20 protein-coding genes are annotated in these 17077 nt (G+C 67.6%); 5 read left to right on the top strand and 15 right to left on the bottom strand.

Going from position 1 to position 17077, the window contains the following annotated elements; translation table 11 throughout:
- Positions 1 to 13: 13 nt before the first annotated feature.
- From GXN78_RS36745 to GXN78_RS36735, 3 genes are all read right to left on the bottom strand, one after another.
- A complete protein-coding gene (locus GXN78_RS36745; RefSeq protein ID WP_106556272.1) occupies positions 14 to 991 on the bottom strand; it encodes a tripartite tricarboxylate transporter substrate binding protein in 978 nt (325 codons plus the stop codon).
- Between the two features lie 35 nt (positions 992 to 1026).
- The gene (locus GXN78_RS36740; RefSeq protein ID WP_239143124.1) at positions 1027 to 2709 is read right to left on the bottom strand and encodes a thiamine pyrophosphate-binding protein; all 1683 of its coding nucleotides are present in this window, start codon (positions 2707 to 2709) and stop codon (positions 1027 to 1029) included.
- Positions 2710 to 2849: 140 nt separating this feature from the next.
- Positions 2850 to 3728, bottom strand: a complete 879-nt coding sequence (locus GXN78_RS36735; protein ID WP_106556270.1) for a helix-turn-helix domain-containing protein — start codon at positions 3726 to 3728, stop codon at positions 2850 to 2852.
- Between the two features lie 159 nt (positions 3729 to 3887).
- Between GXN78_RS36735 and vapB the strand changes: the two genes are divergently transcribed.
- The gene (vapB, locus tag GXN78_RS36730; RefSeq protein WP_106556269.1) at positions 3888 to 4118 is read left to right on the top strand and encodes a type II toxin-antitoxin system VapB family antitoxin; all 231 of its coding nucleotides are present in this window, start codon (positions 3888 to 3890) and stop codon (positions 4116 to 4118) included.
- The gene (locus GXN78_RS36725; RefSeq protein ID WP_106556268.1) at positions 4119 to 4523 is read left to right on the top strand and encodes a type II toxin-antitoxin system VapC family toxin; all 405 of its coding nucleotides are present in this window, start codon (positions 4119 to 4121) and stop codon (positions 4521 to 4523) included. It begins immediately after the preceding gene.
- Between the two features lie 128 nt (positions 4524 to 4651).
- On the opposite strand, the gene GXN78_RS36720 is transcribed toward GXN78_RS36725, so the two are convergent.
- From GXN78_RS36720 to GXN78_RS36695, 6 genes are read right to left on the bottom strand one after another with little or no spacing between them, the layout of a single operon-like run.
- Positions 4652 to 5377, bottom strand: coding sequence for an amino acid ABC transporter ATP-binding protein (locus tag GXN78_RS36720; protein WP_106556267.1), 726 nt, complete (start codon positions 5375 to 5377; stop codon positions 4652 to 4654).
- Positions 5374 to 6111 carry an amino acid ABC transporter permease gene (locus GXN78_RS36715; protein ID WP_106556266.1) on the bottom strand — a complete coding sequence of 246 codons (738 nt, stop codon included), beginning with the start codon at positions 6109 to 6111 and terminating at the stop codon, positions 5374 to 5376. The genes GXN78_RS36720 and GXN78_RS36715 overlap by 4 nt, the downstream gene beginning before the upstream one ends.
- Positions 6112 to 6113: 2 nt before the next feature.
- Positions 6114 to 6812, bottom strand: coding sequence for an amino acid ABC transporter permease (locus GXN78_RS36710; RefSeq protein ID WP_106556265.1), 699 nt, complete (start codon positions 6810 to 6812; stop codon positions 6114 to 6116).
- An 8-nt stretch (positions 6813 to 6820) separates the two neighbouring features.
- Entirely contained in the window at positions 6821 to 7660 is an 840-nt protein-coding gene (locus GXN78_RS36705; protein ID WP_106556264.1) for an ABC transporter substrate-binding protein, read from the bottom strand.
- A gap of 26 nt (positions 7661 to 7686) precedes the next feature.
- Entirely contained in the window at positions 7687 to 8889 is a 1203-nt protein-coding gene (locus GXN78_RS36700) for a pyridoxal phosphate-dependent aminotransferase (RefSeq protein WP_106556263.1), read from the bottom strand.
- 27 nt (positions 8890 to 8916) lie between these two features.
- Positions 8917 to 9576, bottom strand: coding sequence for an RraA family protein (locus GXN78_RS36695; RefSeq protein WP_106556262.1), 660 nt, complete (start codon positions 9574 to 9576; stop codon positions 8917 to 8919).
- Positions 9577 to 9700: 124 nt separating this feature from the next.
- Between GXN78_RS36695 and GXN78_RS36690 the strand changes: the two genes are divergently transcribed.
- From GXN78_RS36690 to GXN78_RS36680, 3 genes are all read left to right on the top strand, one after another.
- Positions 9701 to 10693, top strand: a complete 993-nt coding sequence (locus GXN78_RS36690) for a LysR family transcriptional regulator (protein ID WP_106556261.1) — start codon at positions 9701 to 9703, stop codon at positions 10691 to 10693.
- Between the two features lie 145 nt (positions 10694 to 10838).
- On the top strand, positions 10839 to 11411 hold the full coding sequence (locus tag GXN78_RS36685) for a carboxymuconolactone decarboxylase family protein (RefSeq protein WP_106556260.1): 573 nt from the start codon (positions 10839 to 10841) through the stop codon (positions 11409 to 11411).
- Positions 11408 to 12229, top strand: coding sequence for an amidohydrolase family protein (locus GXN78_RS36680; protein WP_106556259.1), 822 nt, complete (start codon positions 11408 to 11410; stop codon positions 12227 to 12229). Before GXN78_RS36685 ends, GXN78_RS36680 begins: the two co-directional genes overlap by 4 nt.
- On the opposite strand, the gene GXN78_RS36675 is transcribed toward GXN78_RS36680, so the two are convergent.
- The 6 genes from GXN78_RS36675 to GXN78_RS36650 form a co-directional block, all read right to left on the bottom strand.
- Positions 12156 to 12707: a hypothetical protein gene (locus GXN78_RS36675; RefSeq protein ID WP_146163026.1), complete on the bottom strand. Its 552-nt coding sequence runs from the start codon at positions 12705 to 12707 to the stop codon at positions 12156 to 12158. The genes GXN78_RS36680 and GXN78_RS36675 overlap by 74 nt on opposite strands.
- Positions 12688 to 12996, bottom strand: coding sequence for a hypothetical protein (locus tag GXN78_RS36670; RefSeq protein WP_106556257.1), 309 nt, complete (start codon positions 12994 to 12996; stop codon positions 12688 to 12690). Before GXN78_RS36670 ends, GXN78_RS36675 begins: the two co-directional genes overlap by 20 nt.
- Before the next feature lie 54 nt (positions 12997 to 13050).
- Positions 13051 to 13668 carry a glutathione S-transferase family protein gene (locus tag GXN78_RS36665; RefSeq protein WP_106556256.1) on the bottom strand — a complete coding sequence of 206 codons (618 nt, stop codon included), beginning with the start codon at positions 13666 to 13668 and terminating at the stop codon, positions 13051 to 13053.
- Complete coding sequence (locus GXN78_RS36660) at positions 13668 to 14897, bottom strand: CaiB/BaiF CoA-transferase family protein (protein WP_106556255.1); 1230 nt, start codon at positions 14895 to 14897, stop codon at positions 13668 to 13670. Before GXN78_RS36660 ends, GXN78_RS36665 begins: the two co-directional genes overlap by 1 nt.
- Positions 14898 to 15007: 110 nt before the next feature.
- Positions 15008 to 16225, bottom strand: coding sequence for an acyl-CoA dehydrogenase family protein (locus tag GXN78_RS36655; RefSeq protein WP_106556254.1), 1218 nt, complete (start codon positions 16223 to 16225; stop codon positions 15008 to 15010).
- Positions 16226 to 16297: 72 nt separating this feature from the next.
- A complete protein-coding gene (locus GXN78_RS36650) occupies positions 16298 to 17074 on the bottom strand; it encodes an enoyl-CoA hydratase/isomerase family protein (protein WP_106556253.1) in 777 nt (258 codons plus the stop codon).
- Between the last annotated feature and the right edge of the window lie 3 nt (positions 17075 to 17077).

Below are 17077 nucleotides of genomic sequence, written 5' to 3'. Positions count from 1 at the left end.
GGGATCTGCAGCCTCAGTCCGCGGTCGCGCCGGAGCGCTCGACCAGCGCGCCCCAGCGCTTCACTTCCTGCGCGACGAAGGGCTGGAAGGCGTCGTGCCGGTCGCCGATGGGGTCGGCGCCGAGTTCCTTGAGGCGTGCCTGCACGCCCGGGTCGGCCACCGCCTGCGCGATCGATGCGGACAGCCTGGCCACCACCGGCGCCGGGGTGCCGGCCGGTGCGAAGAGGCCGAACCACGAGCGCGCTTCCATCTGCGGATAGCCGGCTTCGGCGAAGGTCGGCACCTCGGACAGGTTGGCGCGGCGGTCCTTGCCGGTCACCGCCAGCGGGCGCAGCTTGCCGGCCTGCACTTGCGTCAGCACCTCGGGCAGGTTGGCGAACATCGCTTGCACCTGGCCGCCGATCAGGTCGGTCTGCGCCAGCGCGCCGCCCTTGTAGGGCACGTGCAGCATGCGGGTGCCGAGCAGGGTGTTGAACTGCTCGCCCGCCAGGTGCGCCGCGGTGCCGGTACCGCCGGAGGCGAAGTTGATCCTGTCGCCCTGCGCCTTCGCGAAGGCCGCAAACTCGGCCGCGCTGCGCGCCGGCACGCCGGGGTTGACCACCAGCACCAGCGGCACCGAGGCCAGGTTCGACAGCGCGGCGAGGTCCTTCGTCAGGCTGTAGTCGAGCTTGCGGTAGAGCGTCGCGTTGATCGCGTGGCTCGAGGTCGCCATCAGGATCGTGTAGCCGTCGGGCGCGGCGCGGGCCACGGCCACGGCGCCGATGTTGCCGTTGGCGCCGGCTTTGTTGTCGACCACCACGGGCTGGCCGAGCTGGTCCGAGAGCTTCTGCCCCACCACGCGCGCGATCACGTCGGTCGCGCCGCCGGCGGCGAAAGGCACCACGATGCGGATCGGGCGGGTGGGGAACTCGGCGGGGCTCTGCGCGTGGGCCTGCATGAGCACGCAGGCACCCAGTGCCGCCAGGGCCGAAGCCCGCAGCAGTTTGTTCATGTGTGTCTCCTTGTCGTTGAAAGAATGAATGCGGGTCAGGCGGCTGCGCGCAAGGCGCTCTCGCGCAGCTCGCTCAGCGTGGCGCGCGGCGTCAGGATCTCGGGCTCGATCGCCAGCTCGATGAGCGCGCCGCCCGCGGCGAGGGCGCGCTGCAGCGCCGGCGCGAAGTCCTCGCTGCGCTCGACCCGCTCGGCGTGCAGGCCGAAGGATTCCGCATAGACCACGAAGTCCGGATTGCAGAGCTCGGTGCCGATGGGCCGGCCCGGGTAGTTCACTTCCTGGTGCATGCGGATCGTTCCGTACATGCCGTTGTTGAAAACGATGAAGACGATCGAGAGTGCGTGGCGCTTCACGGTCGCGAGCTCCTGCGACGTCATCAGGAAGCAGCCGTCGCCGGCCAGGCAGACCACCTGGCGCGACGGATGCTGCAGCTTGGCCGCGATGGCCGCAGGCACGCCGTAGCCCATCGCGCCGCTGGTGGGCGCGAGCTGGGTGTGCGGGCGCGAGAAGGGGTAGTAGCGGTGCGCCCAGGCGCTGTAGTTCCCGGCGCCGTTGGTGAGGATCGCTTCGGGCTCGAGCGTGTCGCGCAGCGTCTGGATGACCCGCGCCGGGTCGAGCTTGGCCTCGCGCGTCGAGGGTGCGACATAACGCTCGTAGTGGCCGCGCAGCCGGTCGAGCCATGCACGCCAGGGTGCGCGCTCGATCGGAGGCATCGCGCCCGCGGCCTGCGCGAAGGGGTCGGGGCTGCTCAGGATCTTGAGTGCCGGCTGGTACACGCGCCCCAGTTCCTCGGCGCAGGGCAGCACGTGCACCAGTCGCTGGCGCGGCACGGGAACATCGAGCAGCGTGTAGCCGCTGGTGACGATCTCGCCCAATCGGGTGCCGGCGGCGATCAGCAGGTCGGCCTCGCGCACCGCCTTGGCCAGCTCGGGATTGACGCCGATGCCGATCTCGCCGACGTACTGCGGATGGCTGTTGTCGAAGAGATCCTGCCGTCGAAAGGCGCAGGCCACGGGCAGGCCGTTCTGCACGGCAAAGCGCTCGATCGCCTCGCGGCCCGGAGCACCCCAGCCGGGACCGCCGAGCAGCAGCAGCGGCCGTTGCGCCGCGGCAAGGAGCTCGCGCAGGCGCAGCATCGCGTCGGGCGCGGGATGCGCCTGCGGCACGTCCACGCGCGGTGCCGCGACCGGAAAGGCGGAGTCGGTCAGCATGTCCTCGGGCAGCGCCAGCACGACGGGGCCGGGGCGCCCCGACATTGCCACCGAGTAGGCGCGCGCCATGAACTCGGGCACACGCGCGACGTCGTCGATCTGCGCCACCCATTTCGCGAAGGGGCCGAACATGCGACGGTAGTCGACCTCCTGGAAGGCCTCGCGCTCGATCATGTCGCGCCCCACCTGGCCGATCAGCAGGATCATCGGCGTCGAGTCCTGGAAGGCGGTGTGCACGCCGATGCTCGCATTGGTGGCACCCGGCCCGCGCGTGACCATGCAGACGCCGGGCCGGCCGGTGAGCTTGCCGTGGGCCTCGGCCATGAAAGCGGCGGCGCCTTCGTGGCGGCAGGCCACCACGCGCACGGCGTCCTGCTGCGCATGAAGCGCGTTCAGCACGTCGAGGTAGCTCTCGCCCGGCACGCAGAACACGGTGTCGGTGCCTTGCGCGAACAGCGCGTCGACGATCAACTGGCCGCCGGTGCGGCGTTGGAGGGAATCGTTCATCGCCAGCCATCGGACCGCCATCGCGGCCGCGGAGTTGAGGAGGGATGAACTTTAGGGGGCCGATAGCCTGGGGCGTTAGGACGATTGCGAGTCCGTCTTGTACTTTTCGGCGGCCCGAGCCCGGGGCTTGCCCCAGCCGGCTAGCGGGGCGTGCCGTAGCGCTTCTTGAACTCGCCGGGCGTCAGCTGCGTGCGCTTCTTGAAGAAGCGGCTGAAGTAGGCATGGTCCTCGAAGCGAAGATGGAACGCGATTTCGGCGACGCCCTTGTCGGTGTTGCACAGCAGCCGCTTGGCCTCGAGCACGAGGCGCTCGTGCACCAGTTCGCCGGCGGTCTTGCCGAGCGTGCGCTTGACGGCATCGTTGAGCTGGCGCTCCGTGACATGCAGCCGCTGCGCATAGTCGCGCAGCGGACCGAAGTCGAGATAGTGCTGGTCGATCAGGAGCTTGAAGCGCCGGGTCAGCGCGTAGCTTTGCGGAGAAGCGCCGTCGGCGCTGCGCGCCGGATAGAGCCGACGCAGCCGCGTGAGCAGCACCAGCAGGTAGGAGCGCACGATGTCCAGGCGCCCCTCGGCCCCTCCGAGCATTTCCCTTTCCATCTCGTGCAAGAGCGGCAGCAGCGCGTCGTGCTGGGCCTGGTCGAGGTAGAGCACGGGCGCGTCCGAGGCAATGTGGAAGAACGGGTACTGCGCGATGTCGTCGGCGCGCGGGAACATCTGCACGAAGAACTCGGTGCTGAAGTTGATGACGAAGCCCTTCGGCGGCACGGTCGAGGCCCAGGCGTGCAGCTGGCCGGGCGAGACGAAGAACACCGCGTTGGCGCGCGCCGCGAAGGTCTCGAAGTCGAGCAGATGCGTGCCGGCCGCCTCGCTCATCCACAGCAGGTGATAGTAGTTGTGGCGGTGCGGAAAGCCGCGCGGGATGTCCGGACGGTTCTCGAGACGTACGAGGTCGAAGTAGAACGCGCCAGCTTCGCCGCTGAAGTCGGAGCTGTCGAAGACGGGGAAATCGGTGGCGGGCATCGTGTACGCGAAGGGGGCTTTGGGCGCTCGGTAGCAGGGGATAGCCAAGCTGCGACGGGATGCTACAGCGCGACATGGCGACGCTGCGGCGTCTCGCGTTGACCAGCGGTGCGGTCCAGGTATATACTTTTTGTATATACATAGAAGGAGGCTTTCCCTATGACTTATGCCCGTGTCTTCCAGTCCGGCAACAGCCAAGCTGTGCGCCTTCCGAAGGAGTTTCGACTCACAGCCGAGCAGGTGGAGATTTTTCGCCAAGGCAACGACATCGTGCTGCGAGAGCGGCCTGTCAGCGCGGTCGCCATTTTTGACGCACTCATCAGCATGCCCGCCGACTTCATGGATGAGGGTCGGAACGAAAGTCCCCCCCAAGAGCGGGAGCCGTTCTGAATGGCCATTCGCTACCTTCTTGACACCAATATCTGCATCTACATCGCCAAGCACAATCCGGCCTCTGTTCGCGCGCGCTTTGAACAACTGAGTGCTGACGTTCTCGCCATGTCGGTCATCACGCTGGGTGAATTGCAACATGGCGCTGAAAAGAGCCAAGCTCGCTCAAAGGCCTTGGCTGCACTGCAGCAACTGCAGAATGTCATTCAGGTCGTACCGCTCACAGATGCAGTGGGCCAGCACTACGGCCAGATCCGCAGCACCCTCGAGCGCAGAGGTCTGCCTATCGGCAACAACGACCTCTGGATCGCTGCTCATGCTCGTGCCGAAGGCTGGGTGCTGGTCACCAACAACGAACGTGAGTTCTGTCGTGTCGACGATCTGCAGATCGAGAACTGGACTTGACGACTTGGTCGGCTACCCGCCGGCTTGCACGCCGGGTCCAGAAAATCGCCATGCACCAGCGGCGGCTCGAGAGCCGATCTGACGGCAACGGACTTCGCGGGCCGGGCGCGGTCGGAGCAATTCATCGCTCAATGCCGAATCTCGGCAAGAAATTTCTGCGCGCGCTCCGACGAAGGCCGCTCGAAGAATTCGTCCGGGGTGGCCTCTTCGACGATGCGCCCCGCGTCCATGAACCAGACCCGGTCGGCGACTTCGCGCGCGAAGCCCATCTCGTGCGTGACGCAGACCATGGTCATGCCGTCTCTCGCCAACGATTTCATGACCGCCAGTACCTCGCCCACCATCTCGGGGTCGAGCGCGCTCGTCGGTTCGTCGAAGAGCATCACCGGCGGGTTCATCGCCAGTGCCCGCGCGATCGCCACGCGCTGCTGCTGGCCACCCGACAACTGCAACGGGAAGGCGTCGCACTTGTGCCCGAGCCCGACCTTGGCCAGCAGCTCGCGCGCACGCGCTTCGGCACTGGCCCGCGACGCACCGGCGACCTTGACCGGCCCGAGCGAGACGTTCTGCAGCGCGTTCAGGTGCGGAAAGAGGTTGAACTGCTGGAAGACGAAGCCGATGCGGCTGCGTATCCGATTGATGTTGCCGCCCCGCTCGTGGGTGTCGACCCCCTCGACCCTGATCGTGCCCTGCTGGATCTCTTCGAGGCGGTTCACGGTCCGGATCAGCGTGGACTTGCCCGAGCCCGAAGGCCCGCAGACCACGACGACCTCGCCTCTGGCGACTTCGGCGTTGATGTTGGCCAGGGCCTGGTAGTCGCCGTACCACTTGCCCACCCTGCTGAAGCTGATCATGCGATGGCTCCTTCTGCCGATGCAGCCGGGGAGGCCGCGGCCGCCGGCATGGACCTGCGCCCGCGCTGGATACGCCGCTCGATCCAGCGCACCACCGAGGTCAGCGCGAAGCAGAGCGCGAAGTAGGTGAGGGCGAGCAGCGCGTAGACCTCGAAGGGCTGCGTCAGCAGCATGTTGTTGACCTGGCCGGCCGCGAAGGTGAGCTCCTGCACGCTGATCACGTAGCCGAGCGAGGTCTCCTTGATGGTCGAGATGAACTGGCTCAGCATGCTGGGCAGCATGTTGTAGAGCGCCTGCGGCAGCACGATGAGGCGCTGGGTCTGCATGTGGCTGAGCCCGATGGCGCGGGCCGCTTCGACCTGGCCCTTGGGCAGTGCCTCGATGCCGGCGCGGATCACCTCGGCCAGATAGGCGCTCTCGTAGATGACCAGTGCGCACAGCATGGTCACGAAGCCCGACACCGTGTGCCCCAGCAGCGCCGGGATGGCGAAGTAGGTCCAGAAGATGAACATGATGAGCGGGAGTCCGCGCACCACGTAGATCAAGGCCAGGGCCGGTGCCCGCAGCAGGGCCCAGGGGCTGGTGCGCATCAGCGCCAGCACGACGCTCAACGGAAATGCAAGGCAGATGCCCAGCACCGAGAGGATCAGGGTCAGCGCCAGTCCGCCGAGCGGTCCGTTCGGGTAGTTGCCGACCAGGAACAGCAGCCAGTATTCACGCACGATGTCGAGCATGTTCAGCGCCTCGCCGTTTGAAATCGCTGTTCGAGCAGGTGGCCGGTCGCCATGATCACGAAGGACACGCCCAGGTAGATGAGCGTCGAGACAGCGAAGATCTCGAAGCTGCGGAAGGTCTGCCCCTCGATCTGCCGCGTGGCATAGGTGAGTTCGGCCACGCCGATGGCCATCAGCAGGCTGGTGTTCTTGAACAGCAGCAGGGTGTCGTTCACCAGCGCCGGCAGCGCGGCGCGCAGCGCCTGCGGCAGCACGATGCAATGCATCGTCTGCACGAAGTTCAGGCCGATGGCACGGGCCGCCTCGATCTGTCCGTGTGCCACGGTGCGGATGCCGCTTCGCAGGTCCTCCGAGACATACGCGCCCAGGCAGAGGCCGAGGGCAACAGCGCCGGGCACGAGGCCGCCGCCGTGCCCGTTGAGCCACTGCTGCACCGCCGCCGGCAGCACGGCGGTCACGCCGAAGTACCAGAACAGCACTTGCACCAGCAGCGGCACGTTGCGGTGGTAGGCCACGTACAGCGCCACCAGGCGGTCGCACACGCGCGATGGCAAGGCGCGCACGGACGCGAGAACTGCCCCGACCGCGAACGCGATCGACCAGGAGATCAGCGTCAGCAGCAGCGTGATCAGCAGTCCGCGCCACAGCAGTGAGCCATGATCGCCGGCCAGCAGATCGAGGGACAGGAGCTGGCCGGTCATGACGGCGCTCAGCGGGCAGCCGTGGCGATCGGGCCGATCGAGAAGTCGCGGCTCGACTTGTACAGGGTCGCCGGCCCCAGCCACTTGTCGAAGATCTTCGCGGCCTCGCCCGAACGCTCCATGCCCGCGAGCGTGTCGTTCACATGCTTGAGCAGGGCCGGCTCGCCCTTGCGGACGCCCAGGCCCCAGGGCTCGGCCATCATCGATTCCGGCAGGAGCATGAGTTCGGTCTTGCCCGCCGCCTGGCGCATGAAGCGCGTCGATGCGAGCTCGGACAGGGCGAAGCCGTCCACCTTGCCTTGCAGCAGGGCGACGAAGGCGCTCGGCGGATCCTGGAAGGTCAGCAGCTCGGCGCCCGGCACCTTCGCCTTGACGGCCTGCTCGGAAGACGACCCCTTGGGCGCACTGATTCGCTTGCCGTTCAGGCCGCTGAAGGCGCGAATGCCGTCGCCGGTGCGCACCATGATCTTCTGCTGGCTCACGAAGTACTGGTGGCTGAAGTCGATCTGCTCGGCCCGCTGGGGCGAGTAGCCGAGGTTGGCTGCGACGATGTCCACGCGGCCCTGGCTCAGCTCGGGAATGCGTGCCTCGACCGCCACCAGCTTGAGCTCGAGTTTGACGCCCAGGCTGTCCGCCACGGCCTTGCAGAAGTCGACGTCGTAGCCGCGGATCTCGCGCGTCGCCCGGTCCGAGAAGCTGAAGGGCTCGGCCGTGCCCAAGGTCGCGCAGACCAGGCTGCCGCGCTGCTTGATGGTGGCGAACTGGTCGGCCGAGGCGATGCCGGTGAAGGCCAGAAGTCCCACCGCGAGGGCGACGAAACGCTTGGGGAAGAAGTGCTGCTGTGGCATGGGGTCGTACTCCGTGATTGGATGAATCAGCGCAAGGAGGCGCAGGCCTCTCGAATGTTCCGGCAGCCCTGTTCGATCTGGTCGATCGAGGTGGCAAAGGAAATGCGCAGGAAGCCGGGCATGCCGTAGGAGGCGCCGTCGATCGTCGCGACACCGGCCTCCTCGAGCAGGAAGAGCATCACGTCCAGATCGTTGCCGAGCACCCGGCCATCGGCCCGCTGCCTGCCCAGGAGACCGCTCACGTCGGGGAACACGTAGAAGGCGCCGTCGGGCTCGCTGCAGTCGATGCCCGGGACGGCGTTCAGCAGCTCGACCATCCGGTCGCGCCGCGCAGAAAAATCGGCTACCGCCGCGGCCACGCACTGCTGCGGCCCGTTCAACGCGGTCACGGCGGCCGCCTGGCTCATCGCCGCCGCGCATGAGGTGCTCTGCGACAGCAGCAGGGCGATGGCCCGCATGAGCGGCAGCGGTCCGGCGCCGAATCCGATTCGCCATCCGGTCATCGCGTAGCTCTTCGACATGCCGTTGACGATCAGCGTGCGCTCCGCGAGCGCCGGCGCGACCTGCAGCATCGAGCGGTGCACGGCAGCGCCGTAGACGAAATGCTCGTAGATCTCGTCGGTCAGCAGCCAGACCGACGGATGCCGCGACAGGACTTCGGCCAGGGCGCCCAGCTCCGCTTCGGTGTAGACCGCACCGCTCGGGTTGTTGGGCGAGTTCAGGATCACCCAGCGTGTCCTCGGCGTGATGGCCGCTTCCAGGGCCGGGGCCGTCAGCTTGAATCCGCTCGCCTTGCCGCAAGGCACGACGACCGGCACGCCGCCCTGGATTGCGACCATGTCGGGGTACGAGACCCAGTAGGGGGCGGGGACGATGACCTCGTCGCCGGCGTTGAGCGAAGCGGCGAGCGCCTCGTGGATGATCTGCTTGGCGCCACAGCCGACCACCACCAGTTCCGGCGTGAAGGCGAGCTGGTTTTCCCGTGCGAGCTTGTCGGCGATGGCTTGGCGCAGGGCGGGCGTGCCGGTCGAGGCCGTGTAGCGCGTCTGCCCGCCGTGCAGGGCCTCCACGCCGGCGGCGACGATGTGCGGCGGCGTCGGGAAGTCCGGCTCGCCGATCGTGAAGTCGATGATGCGCCGGCCTGCGGCGCGCAGGCCGTCGACGCGGCTCTTGGCCATCATGCTGGGTGAAGCTTTGACGCTGCTCAGGCGCTCGGCGAGGATCGTCATGGGAAAGGTGTCTCCAGGTTCCGGTGTTCAGAGGCCGTGGGCCTGGAGCATTCGCGTCAGCCAGCTCTGCTCGCGCTGGCCATTGGCGATCTCCGCCTTGATGTCGGATTCGAAGGCGGCGCTTCGATGCGCGGCCGCAATCAGCGCGGCGGCATCGGCCGCGGGAAAGCACAGAAGGCCGTCTTCGTCGCCGACGATCGCGTCGCCGGGCGCGACCACCTGACCATCGATGGCGACCGGCACGTTGATGGCGCCCGGCCCGGCCTTGTAGGGCCCGCGATGGATCGAAGTCCTGGCGTAGCAAGGGAAGTCGGCTTCGACGAAGGCGGCGGTGTCGCGCACCGCGCCGTCGACCACGAAGCCCGCGCAGCCGTGCCGCTGCGCGTAGCGCAAGATGAGCTCGCCCACCAGTGCGTTGGTGGCGTCGCCCGCGCCGTCGACCACCAGCACGTGGCCCGGCGACATCATCGTCAGCGCCTTGTAGATCAGCAGGTTGTCGCCGGGCCGCACCTTCACCGTGAAGGCCGTGCCCGCCAGCCTGGCGCCGCGGTGGAAGCGGCGCAGGCCACCCATGCCCGACAGCCGATGCAGGTTGTCGCTGAGGTGCGAGACCGCAATGCCCCGCAAGGCCTCGACCTGGGCCGGGGGCAGGAGGGCGGGCGCCGCGTTGATGGAAAGGCTGGACATTGCGTTGGAGCGACAAGTGGCGATGGACGAATTGTTGGCCGCGCACCAGATTAAAAAAAGCGATATTTACTACTAGCTGGCTATCGCCTAAAGTGATTGAACTGCATCCTGCGCCGGAACCGCCTTGTTCACCTATAAGCAACTCGAAGCCCTCTACTGGATCGCCGAGCTCAACGGCTTCGCCGCGGCCGCGCGCAAGCTCAACACCACCCAGTCGGCCATCTCCAAACGCGTGCAGGAGCTGGAGTCCTCGCTGGGCGCGCCGCTGTTCGACCGCGCGCAGCGCAACGCCAAGCTGTCGGAGAGAGGCGCAGAGGTGCTGCATCTGGCCAAGCGGCTGCTCGAGCAGCGCGACGCGGCGGTCGAGCAGCTGAGCAATCCCGCGGTCATCTCGCGCCGCGTGCGCATCGGCGTCACCGAACTGACGGCCATCACCTGGCTGCCGCGCTTCGTTCGGCTGCTGCGCAAGAACTATCCGAAGATCGTCGTCGAACCCGACGTCGACGCGAGCGTGAACCTGCGCGACAGGCTGCTGGCCGACGAGATGGACCTGATCATCGTTCCGGAGGTGGTGGCCCAGCCCCGGCTGGCGAAGCTGCATCTGGGCACGGTGCAACTGGTGTGGATGTGCAAGCCCGGCCTGCTGCCGACCTCGCGGCTGGTGAGCCAGGACGAGCTGGCTGCCACCACGATCCTCACGCAGGGCGGCACCTCGGGCACCGCCATCCTCTTCGAGCCCTGGCTGCGCCCGCTGGCGCTGGCGCAAGCCAGGACCATCAACAGCAACAACATGCTCGCGCTGATCGGCTTCACGGTGGCCGGCATCGGCGTCAGCTACCTGCCGCGCGCCTGCCTGCAGCCCCTGATCGACCGCCGCGCGCTGGCGGTCCTGAAGACCTCGCCCGCCTTGCCGCTGGTGAACTATGTGGCCCTGTACCGAAGCGGGGGCCAGAGCTCGCTGATGTCATCGATCGCGAACCTGGCGCAGGAAGTCTGCGACTTCTCGAAGCTGTTCCAGACCAGCGCGTTCGATGCGAAGGATCCGACGGACCTCGGGGTCGCGCTCTTTGGGGGCGTCGGGGCTGCGAAGTCGCGGGGCCGAACCAGCGCTCGATGAAGCGAGATGGCACCCATCGGTCGACCGCTTCGCCTTGCGAGTTTCCGCATAGCAGCGTTGCTGTGAACCTGGAGGCCGGCGCGCTGTCGTTGCCTATGATGGCCACATCGTGTCGACCTTCCGGTCGCGTCCTCTGGAACATGCCATGCCACGGATCTCACTCCCTTCCCCAGACATCATGGACGCTGCCCAGCGGGCGGTGTACGACAAGATCGTTTCCGGTCCGCGCGGAAAGATCCAGGGACCGTTGCGCGCGGTCCTGCACAACGCCGAACTCGCAGACCGGTGGCAGGCGTTCGGCGCGCTGTTGCGCTATGGCACCTCGCTGCCTCCGCGGCTGTCGGAGATCGCCATCCTGGTGACAGGACGCGCCTGCCGCTCACCCTTCGAGTGGTACGCGCATCGCATCGAGGGCGAGAAGGCCGGCATCGAGCCGTCCATCATCGATGCCTTGCTGGCGCAGACCGAGCCGCCGGGGATGTCGCAAGACGATGCGCTCGTGTGGCGCTATGCGGTGGAGCTGAACCGCGACAAATCGGTTTCGAACGCGACCTATGCCGCGGTGCTGCAGCGCTTCGGCGAGCGCACCGTGGTCGAGCTCACGGCGCTGATCGGCTACTACACCATGGTCGCCATGACGCTCAACTGCCACGAGATCCCGCTGCCCGAAGGCGTGCAGCCTGCCTTCCCGCTGCCGCAGCACGAAGCGCTGCGATGAACGCCGCCGACGCGCCGGGCAGCTGGGACTGCCACGCCCACCTCTTCGGCCCCTACGAACGCTTCCCCCTGGCGGCGGAGCGCAGCTACACGCCGCCGGAGGCAATCGAGCCGCAGTACACCGCGCTGTTGCGACGCCTCGGCCTCGGCAACGGCGTGCTGGTCCATCCCAGCGCCTATGGCGATGACCACTCGCTGCTGCTGCATGCGCTGGCGGTTCAGCCCGCGCTGCGTGGCGTGGTCGTGGTGCGGCCCGGCAGTTCCCTGGGCCTCGCGGACCTGCGGGCGCACGGCGTGCGTGGCGCCCGCTTCAGTCACCGCAGCGGCACCGGCGCCAACTTCGCGGGCAGCGCGTCGCTGGCCGACCTGCACGCGCTCGCGCCCCAACTCGCAGATGCCGGGCTGCATGCGGAGCTCTGGACCGACTGCCGCGCACTCGGCGAGATCGCCGCGCAGCTGCGGGCGCTGCCAGTCCCCGTCGTCATCGACCACATGGGCGGCTTCGATCCGAAGGCGGGCGTCGACGACCCCGGCTTCCGGACCTTGCTCGGCCTCCTGGAGACGGGAAGAGTGTGGGTGAAGCTGTGCGCCTACCGCAACCTGTTGAACGAGAGCGACTGGGAGGTCGGGCGCGAGTTCCAGCAGAAGATGGTCGCCGCCAATCCCGAGCGACTGCTGTGGGGCAGCGACTGGCCCCACCTGCGCGTGACGCCGGCTCCGGATCCGGTTCAGCTGTTGGATATGTTCATGGAATGGGCGGGCAGCGATGCCGTGGTGCGCCAGGTTCTGAGCACCAACGCGGAAAGCCTCTACCGCTGATGCGCCACGACAGAGCCTCTCCGGGCGAGCCCACTTTTCTCGCTGCCTTCCACTGACGCCGTCGTACCCCTACCCCGGAGGACGGGAACTCGAGCTTGTCCACGGGTGCCAGGACCATCACCTTGACAAGCCGACGCTCGTTGCCGATACCAGTCCATTCGATCGCATCGTCCTCGTAGTCCTCGTGCATCGGGCCGAGCGTCGGAGAATAGGACGTGTCGAAGTAAATTTGGCTGTCCTTGCCAGCGGCGTCCTTGAAGTCCACGACCAAGTCCCGGTAGTTCAAAGCGACACGCCTCGAGAAGCTCGCGTCCACGTCAGTCGTGAAGCGCGTCCCGCAGTAGTAGTTCACTGCCAGACCGCCTGCGAGGTACATCGCGATGGGTTCGCCCTGATAGCCGCTCTCGCGCAGGGTCGCTTCGATCTTGTCGAGCATGATCGACAAGGCAGCGGCAAGTTCAGGTGTGGCGTGATTCATGCCGGATACGGGCTTTCAGCATGCTATTGAAGCGACTGCAATCGAAGTGAACTTTCTTGGAGAGCGCTGCAAAGTGGCCGCGACAACCGGGAGCGAGCGAGTCGGCGACCTGGAAGAGCTCGTCCTCATGTCCATACCAGTAGCCGCCTGCCAGGAACAGGGCCGCAGCCGCAACCTCGTCTTTCAAGACCGGACCCTTCGCGGCCAAGTCTTGCCATTCATGGACGTCGAAGCGCTTTGCCTGGGCGGCGCCGAGGGCCAGCAGCTGTTCTTCACTCTCGCGGTTCATCCCACAATCATAGGGACTGGAACAGTTGATCGTCCAGATGGGTGTTTGCCCCCGTCAGCCATCGACTGGCCGGGTCGCCTGGAAGGAGGGCCGCCTGCACAGCACATCGAACCAGTCCGCCAGTCGCGGTGCCTGCGCCCGCCAGCCGAAGGCGTCGAAGCGGTAGTCGAGGTAGCCGAGCGCACAGCCCACCGTGACCTGGCCAATCGAGAAGGGCTCTGCCGCGAGCGCCGCCGCTTCCGCGTCGAGCATGCGCAGCGAGGCGCGCGTCTTCAATTCGAAGGCCTCCAACAGCGGCTGCAGCGGCACTTGGCGCTCGCGCTCGTTGCGCCAAAGGATCAGGGCATCGAGCAGACCATCGCCGAAGGCGTGCCGGCGCAGCGCCTGCCAGCGCGGCTCGCCTTCCGCAGGGAACAGCGTTCCGCCGGCCCGCGCGTTGAGGTACTCGCAGATCACCACCGAATCGAAGAGCACGGAGCCGTCCTCGCGTACCAGCGTCGGGATCTTGGACAGCGGGTTGACCGCCATGATCTCCGGGTTCGGCCGGAGCATGGCGGCTACCGAGCGCACCAGCTTCAGCTGCGGCACGAGGCCCAGTTCATGCGCGCACACCATCACCTTGCGCACGTAGGGTGACTTGGGCGACCAGTGCAGGGTCAGGGGGGCGGCCATCAGATCACCTCCGCCTTCCGCAGCGCTTCGATGTCGGCGCCGGCGTAGCCCAGTTCGCAGAGGATCGCCTCGCTGTGCTGGCCGAGCACAGGCGGCGCGCTGCCGGCCGGCAGCGCCTCCCCGCCGAAGCGCATCGGGCTGGCGACCTGCGGGACGTTCACGCCGCTCGGGTGCGGCGCGTGGCGCAGCAGCCCGCGTGCCTTGACCTGCGGATCCTTGAACACGTCGGCCACGGTGTTGATGGGCCCGCAGGGCACGCCGGCGCCGTCGAGCGCGGCGATCAGCTTCTCGCGCTCCCATTCGGCGAACTGGTCGCGCAGCAGCGCCGACAGCTCGCCGATGTTGCGCACCCGCTGGGCGTTGGTGGCGAAGCGCGGGTCGGCCGCCCACTCGGGCTGGCCGAACACCTGGCACAGCTTGGCGAACTGGCCATCGTTGCCCACCACCAGGATGACGTCGCCATCGGCGCAGGCGTACACGTCCTGCGGCTGGATGTTGGGGTGAGCATTGCCGTTGCGGCGCGGCACCTTGCCCGAGACCAGGTAGTTCATGGCCTGGTTGGCGAGCGTCGCGACCTGCACGTCGAGCATGGCGATGTCGATGGTGTCGCCGACGCCGGTCCGGTCGCGCCGCGCCAGCGCCGCCAGCACGGACACGGCGGCGTACATGCCGGTCATGATGTCGACGATGGGCACGCCCACCTTCTGCGGTCCGCCGCCGGGCCGGCCGTCCTTCTCGCCCGTCACGCTCATCAGGCCGCCCATGGCCTGGATCAGGAAGTCGTAGGCCGGCTGGTCGCGGCGCGGGCCGGTCTGGCCGAAGCCGGTGACCGAGCAGTAGATCAGGCGCGGATTGATCTCGCGCAGCGAGGCCTCGTCGAGCCCGTAGCGCGCCAGCGTGCCGGCCTTGTAGTTCTCCAGCACGATGTCGGCGCGGGACGCCAGCTCCTTCACGATCTTCTGGCCTTCCGGCTTCTCGAGGCTCACCGTGATCGAGCGCTTGCCGCGGTTGACCGCGAGGTAGTAGCCGGCTTCCCGGGTGTCATGGCCCTCGGTGTCCTTCAAGAAGGGCGGTCCCCAGCTGCGGGTGTCGTCGCCGGCGCCCGGCCGTTCGACCTTGATGACTTCGGCGCCCAGGTCGGCGAGGATCTGGCCTGCCCATGGGGCGGCGAGGATGCGGCTGACGTCGAGGACCTTGACGTGGGACAGCGGGCCGGTGGCAGTGCTCATTGGGCGAATCTCCTTGATGCCTTGCATTCTCGGAATCGCCGCGCCGCCCGACTACCGGGTAGCTGTCAACCCTGTCATGCGCCCGCGCGCAACTCGTCCTTTGCGCCCCTTCAGCGGTGCTTCGCGAGTTCCAGCTTGGCGATCGCGTTGCGGTGCACCTCGTCCGGTCCATCGACCAGCCGCACGGTGCGCTGGTGCGCGTAGGCCTCGGCCAGCCAGAAGTCCTGGCTGACGCCGCCGCCGCCATGGGCCTGGATGGCCCAGTCCACCACCTTGCACGACATGTTGGGCGCGACCACCTTGATCATCGCGATCTCGGCGCGCGCCACCTTGTTGCCCACGGTGTCCATCTTCCACGCCGCGTTGAGCGTGAGCAGGCGGGCCTGGTCGATCATGCAGCGCGATTCGGCAATGCGTTCGTGCCAGACCGACTGCTCGGCCAGCGGCTTGCCGAACGCGATGCGCTTCTGCAGGCGGTCGCACATCAGTTCCAGCGCGCGCTCGGCGGCGCCGATGGAGCGCATGCAGTGGTGGATGCGGCCCGGCCCCAGGCGGCCCTGTGCGATCTCGAAGCCGCGGCCCTCGCCCAGCAGGATGCTGTCCACGGGCACGCGCACGTTCTCCAGCACCACTTCCATGTGGCCGTGCGGCGCGTCGTCGTAGCCGAACACCGACAGGTGCCGCGCCACCGTGACGCCGGGGGTGTCGCGCGGCACCAGCACCATGGACTGCTGCGCATGCCGCGGCGCGTCCGGGTCGGTCTTGCCCATCACGATGAAAATCTTGCAGCGCGGACTGCCGGCGCCGGAAGAGAACCACTTGCGGCCGTTGATGACGTAGTGCTCGCCGTCGCGCCGGATCGAGCACTGGATGTTGGTGGCGTCCGACGAGGCCACGGCGGGCTCCGTCATCAGGAAGGCGGAGCGGATCTCGCCGGCCAGCAGGGGCTTGAGCCACTGCTGCTTCTGCGGCTCGGTGGCGTAGCGCTCCAGCGTCTCCATGTTGCCGGTGTCGGGCGCGGAGCAGTTGAACACTTCCCCGGACCACGACACGCGCCCCATTACCTCGCACAGCGGTGCGTAGTCGAGATTGGAGATGCCGCCGTGGCCCTCGTAGGGGTGCGGCAGGAACATGTTCCACAGGCCGGCGGCACGCGCCTTCGGCTTCAGCTCCTCGATCAGCGGCACCACCTGCCAGGGGCTGCCCTGGCGGCGGAACGCATCCATCTCGCGGTGATAGCGTTCCTCGTTGGGGTAGATGTGCTGGTCGAAGAACGCGCGCAGGCGCTGCAGCAACTCGGCGGACTTCGGGGACGGTTCGGCAAACATGGGCGCTCCTTGGGACGAAGTCGCCATTGGACCCGGGGTGGCCGGCCCTGTCGATCACCCGAGCGACAGCGCTCAGCGGCCGGTGAAGACCGGCGCCCGCTTCTCGGCAAAGGCGCGCTGCGCTTCCTTGGCATCGTCGGTCTTGCCGATCTGTGCCGTCATGTCCTGCTCGTAGCGGTAGCCGTCGCGCAGGCTCATGTCCTCGATCACGTTCAGGGTGTGCTTGCCCATTCGAGTCGACACCGGGCTCTTCGAGGCGATGGTGCGCGCGATCTCCAGCGCCTTGGGCATCAGCGCCTCGGGCGGCACGCAAGCCTCCACCACGCCCAGCCGGTACAGCTCGGCGCCGTCCACGCGCATGCCGGTGAGCGCCATGCGGCGCAGGCGCGAGTGGCTGAACAGGCGCATGGCATGGCGGCAGCCGCCCAGCAGGCCGACGTCCACCTCGGGCAGGCCCAGCGACGCTTTCTCGGAGGCGATCAGCACGTCGCTCGAAGCCACCATGGCCACGCCGGAACCGAGCGCGGCGCCGTTGATGGCGACCACCACCGGCTTCGCGCATTCGCGGATCGCATGGAAGCACTCGCGGGTGCGGCGCGAATGGGCCGGCAGGTCGCCCGGCCCCTTGATCACCGAGGCCCGGCCCTTGAGGTCGGCGCCGGCGCAGAACACCTTGCCGGCGCCGGTCAGCAACACGGCGCGCACCTCGTCCATCTCGGAAATGCGATCGAGCGCGAGCGTGAGTTCGTCGTTGAGCGTGCGGGTCAGTGCGTTCACCGGCGGCGCGTTCATGGTGAGGGTGGCGACGAAGTCGTCGATGCGCACTTCGAGTTGCGTCAGGTCGTTCATGGA

It is taken from the genome of Variovorax sp. WS11 (assembly GCF_010499245.1).
Lineage (GTDB): Bacteria > Pseudomonadota > Gammaproteobacteria > Burkholderiales > Burkholderiaceae_C > Variovorax.
Note: the sequence above shows the minus strand (reverse complement) of the source record. Positions and strands in the feature narration are given on the sequence as shown.

Excerpts from the sequence above, each read along its gene's own strand:
- GXN78_RS36700 (WP_106556263.1), bottom strand. The coding sequence starts at position 8,889 with ATGACGATCCTCGCCGAGCGCCTGAGCAGCGTCAAAGCTTCACCCAGC.
- GXN78_RS36720 (WP_106556267.1), bottom strand. The coding sequence starts at position 5,377 with ATGATCAGCTTCAGCAGGGTGGGCAAGTGGTACGGCGACTACCAGGCC.
- vapB (WP_106556269.1), top strand. The coding sequence starts at position 3,888 with ATGACTTATGCCCGTGTCTTCCAGTCCGGCAACAGCCAAGCTGTGCGC.
- GXN78_RS36725 (WP_106556268.1), top strand. The coding sequence starts at position 4,119 with ATGGCCATTCGCTACCTTCTTGACACCAATATCTGCATCTACATCGCC.
- GXN78_RS36735 (WP_106556270.1), bottom strand. The coding sequence starts at position 3,728 with ATGCCCGCCACCGATTTCCCCGTCTTCGACAGCTCCGACTTCAGCGGC.
- GXN78_RS36650 (WP_106556253.1), bottom strand. The coding sequence starts at position 17,074 with ATGAACGACCTGACGCAACTCGAAGTGCGCATCGACGACTTCGTCGCC.
- GXN78_RS36675 (WP_146163026.1), bottom strand. The coding sequence starts at position 12,707 with ATGAATCACGCCACACCTGAACTTGCCGCTGCCTTGTCGATCATGCTC.
- GXN78_RS36665 (WP_106556256.1), bottom strand. The coding sequence starts at position 13,668 with ATGGCCGCCCCCCTGACCCTGCACTGGTCGCCCAAGTCACCCTACGTG.
- GXN78_RS36695 (WP_106556262.1), bottom strand. The coding sequence starts at position 9,576 with ATGTCCAGCCTTTCCATCAACGCGGCGCCCGCCCTCCTGCCCCCGGCC.
- GXN78_RS36660 (WP_106556255.1), bottom strand. The coding sequence starts at position 14,897 with ATGAGCACTGCCACCGGCCCGCTGTCCCACGTCAAGGTCCTCGACGTC.
- GXN78_RS36745 (WP_106556272.1), bottom strand. The coding sequence starts at position 991 with ATGAACAAACTGCTGCGGGCTTCGGCCCTGGCGGCACTGGGTGCCTGC.
- GXN78_RS36655 (WP_106556254.1), bottom strand. The coding sequence starts at position 16,225 with ATGTTTGCCGAACCGTCCCCGAAGTCCGCCGAGTTGCTGCAGCGCCTG.
- GXN78_RS36680 (WP_106556259.1), top strand. The coding sequence starts at position 11,408 with ATGAACGCCGCCGACGCGCCGGGCAGCTGGGACTGCCACGCCCACCTC.
- GXN78_RS36710 (WP_106556265.1), bottom strand. The coding sequence starts at position 6,812 with ATGACCGGCCAGCTCCTGTCCCTCGATCTGCTGGCCGGCGATCATGGC.
- GXN78_RS36705 (WP_106556264.1), bottom strand. The coding sequence starts at position 7,660 with ATGCCACAGCAGCACTTCTTCCCCAAGCGTTTCGTCGCCCTCGCGGTG.
- GXN78_RS36740 (WP_239143124.1), bottom strand. The coding sequence starts at position 2,709 with ATGAACGATTCCCTCCAACGCCGCACCGGCGGCCAGTTGATCGTCGAC.
- GXN78_RS36685 (WP_106556260.1), top strand. The coding sequence starts at position 10,839 with ATGCCACGGATCTCACTCCCTTCCCCAGACATCATGGACGCTGCCCAG.
- GXN78_RS36670 (WP_106556257.1), bottom strand. The coding sequence starts at position 12,996 with ATGAACCGCGAGAGTGAAGAACAGCTGCTGGCCCTCGGCGCCGCCCAG.
- GXN78_RS36715 (WP_106556266.1), bottom strand. The coding sequence starts at position 6,111 with ATGCTCGACATCGTGCGTGAATACTGGCTGCTGTTCCTGGTCGGCAAC.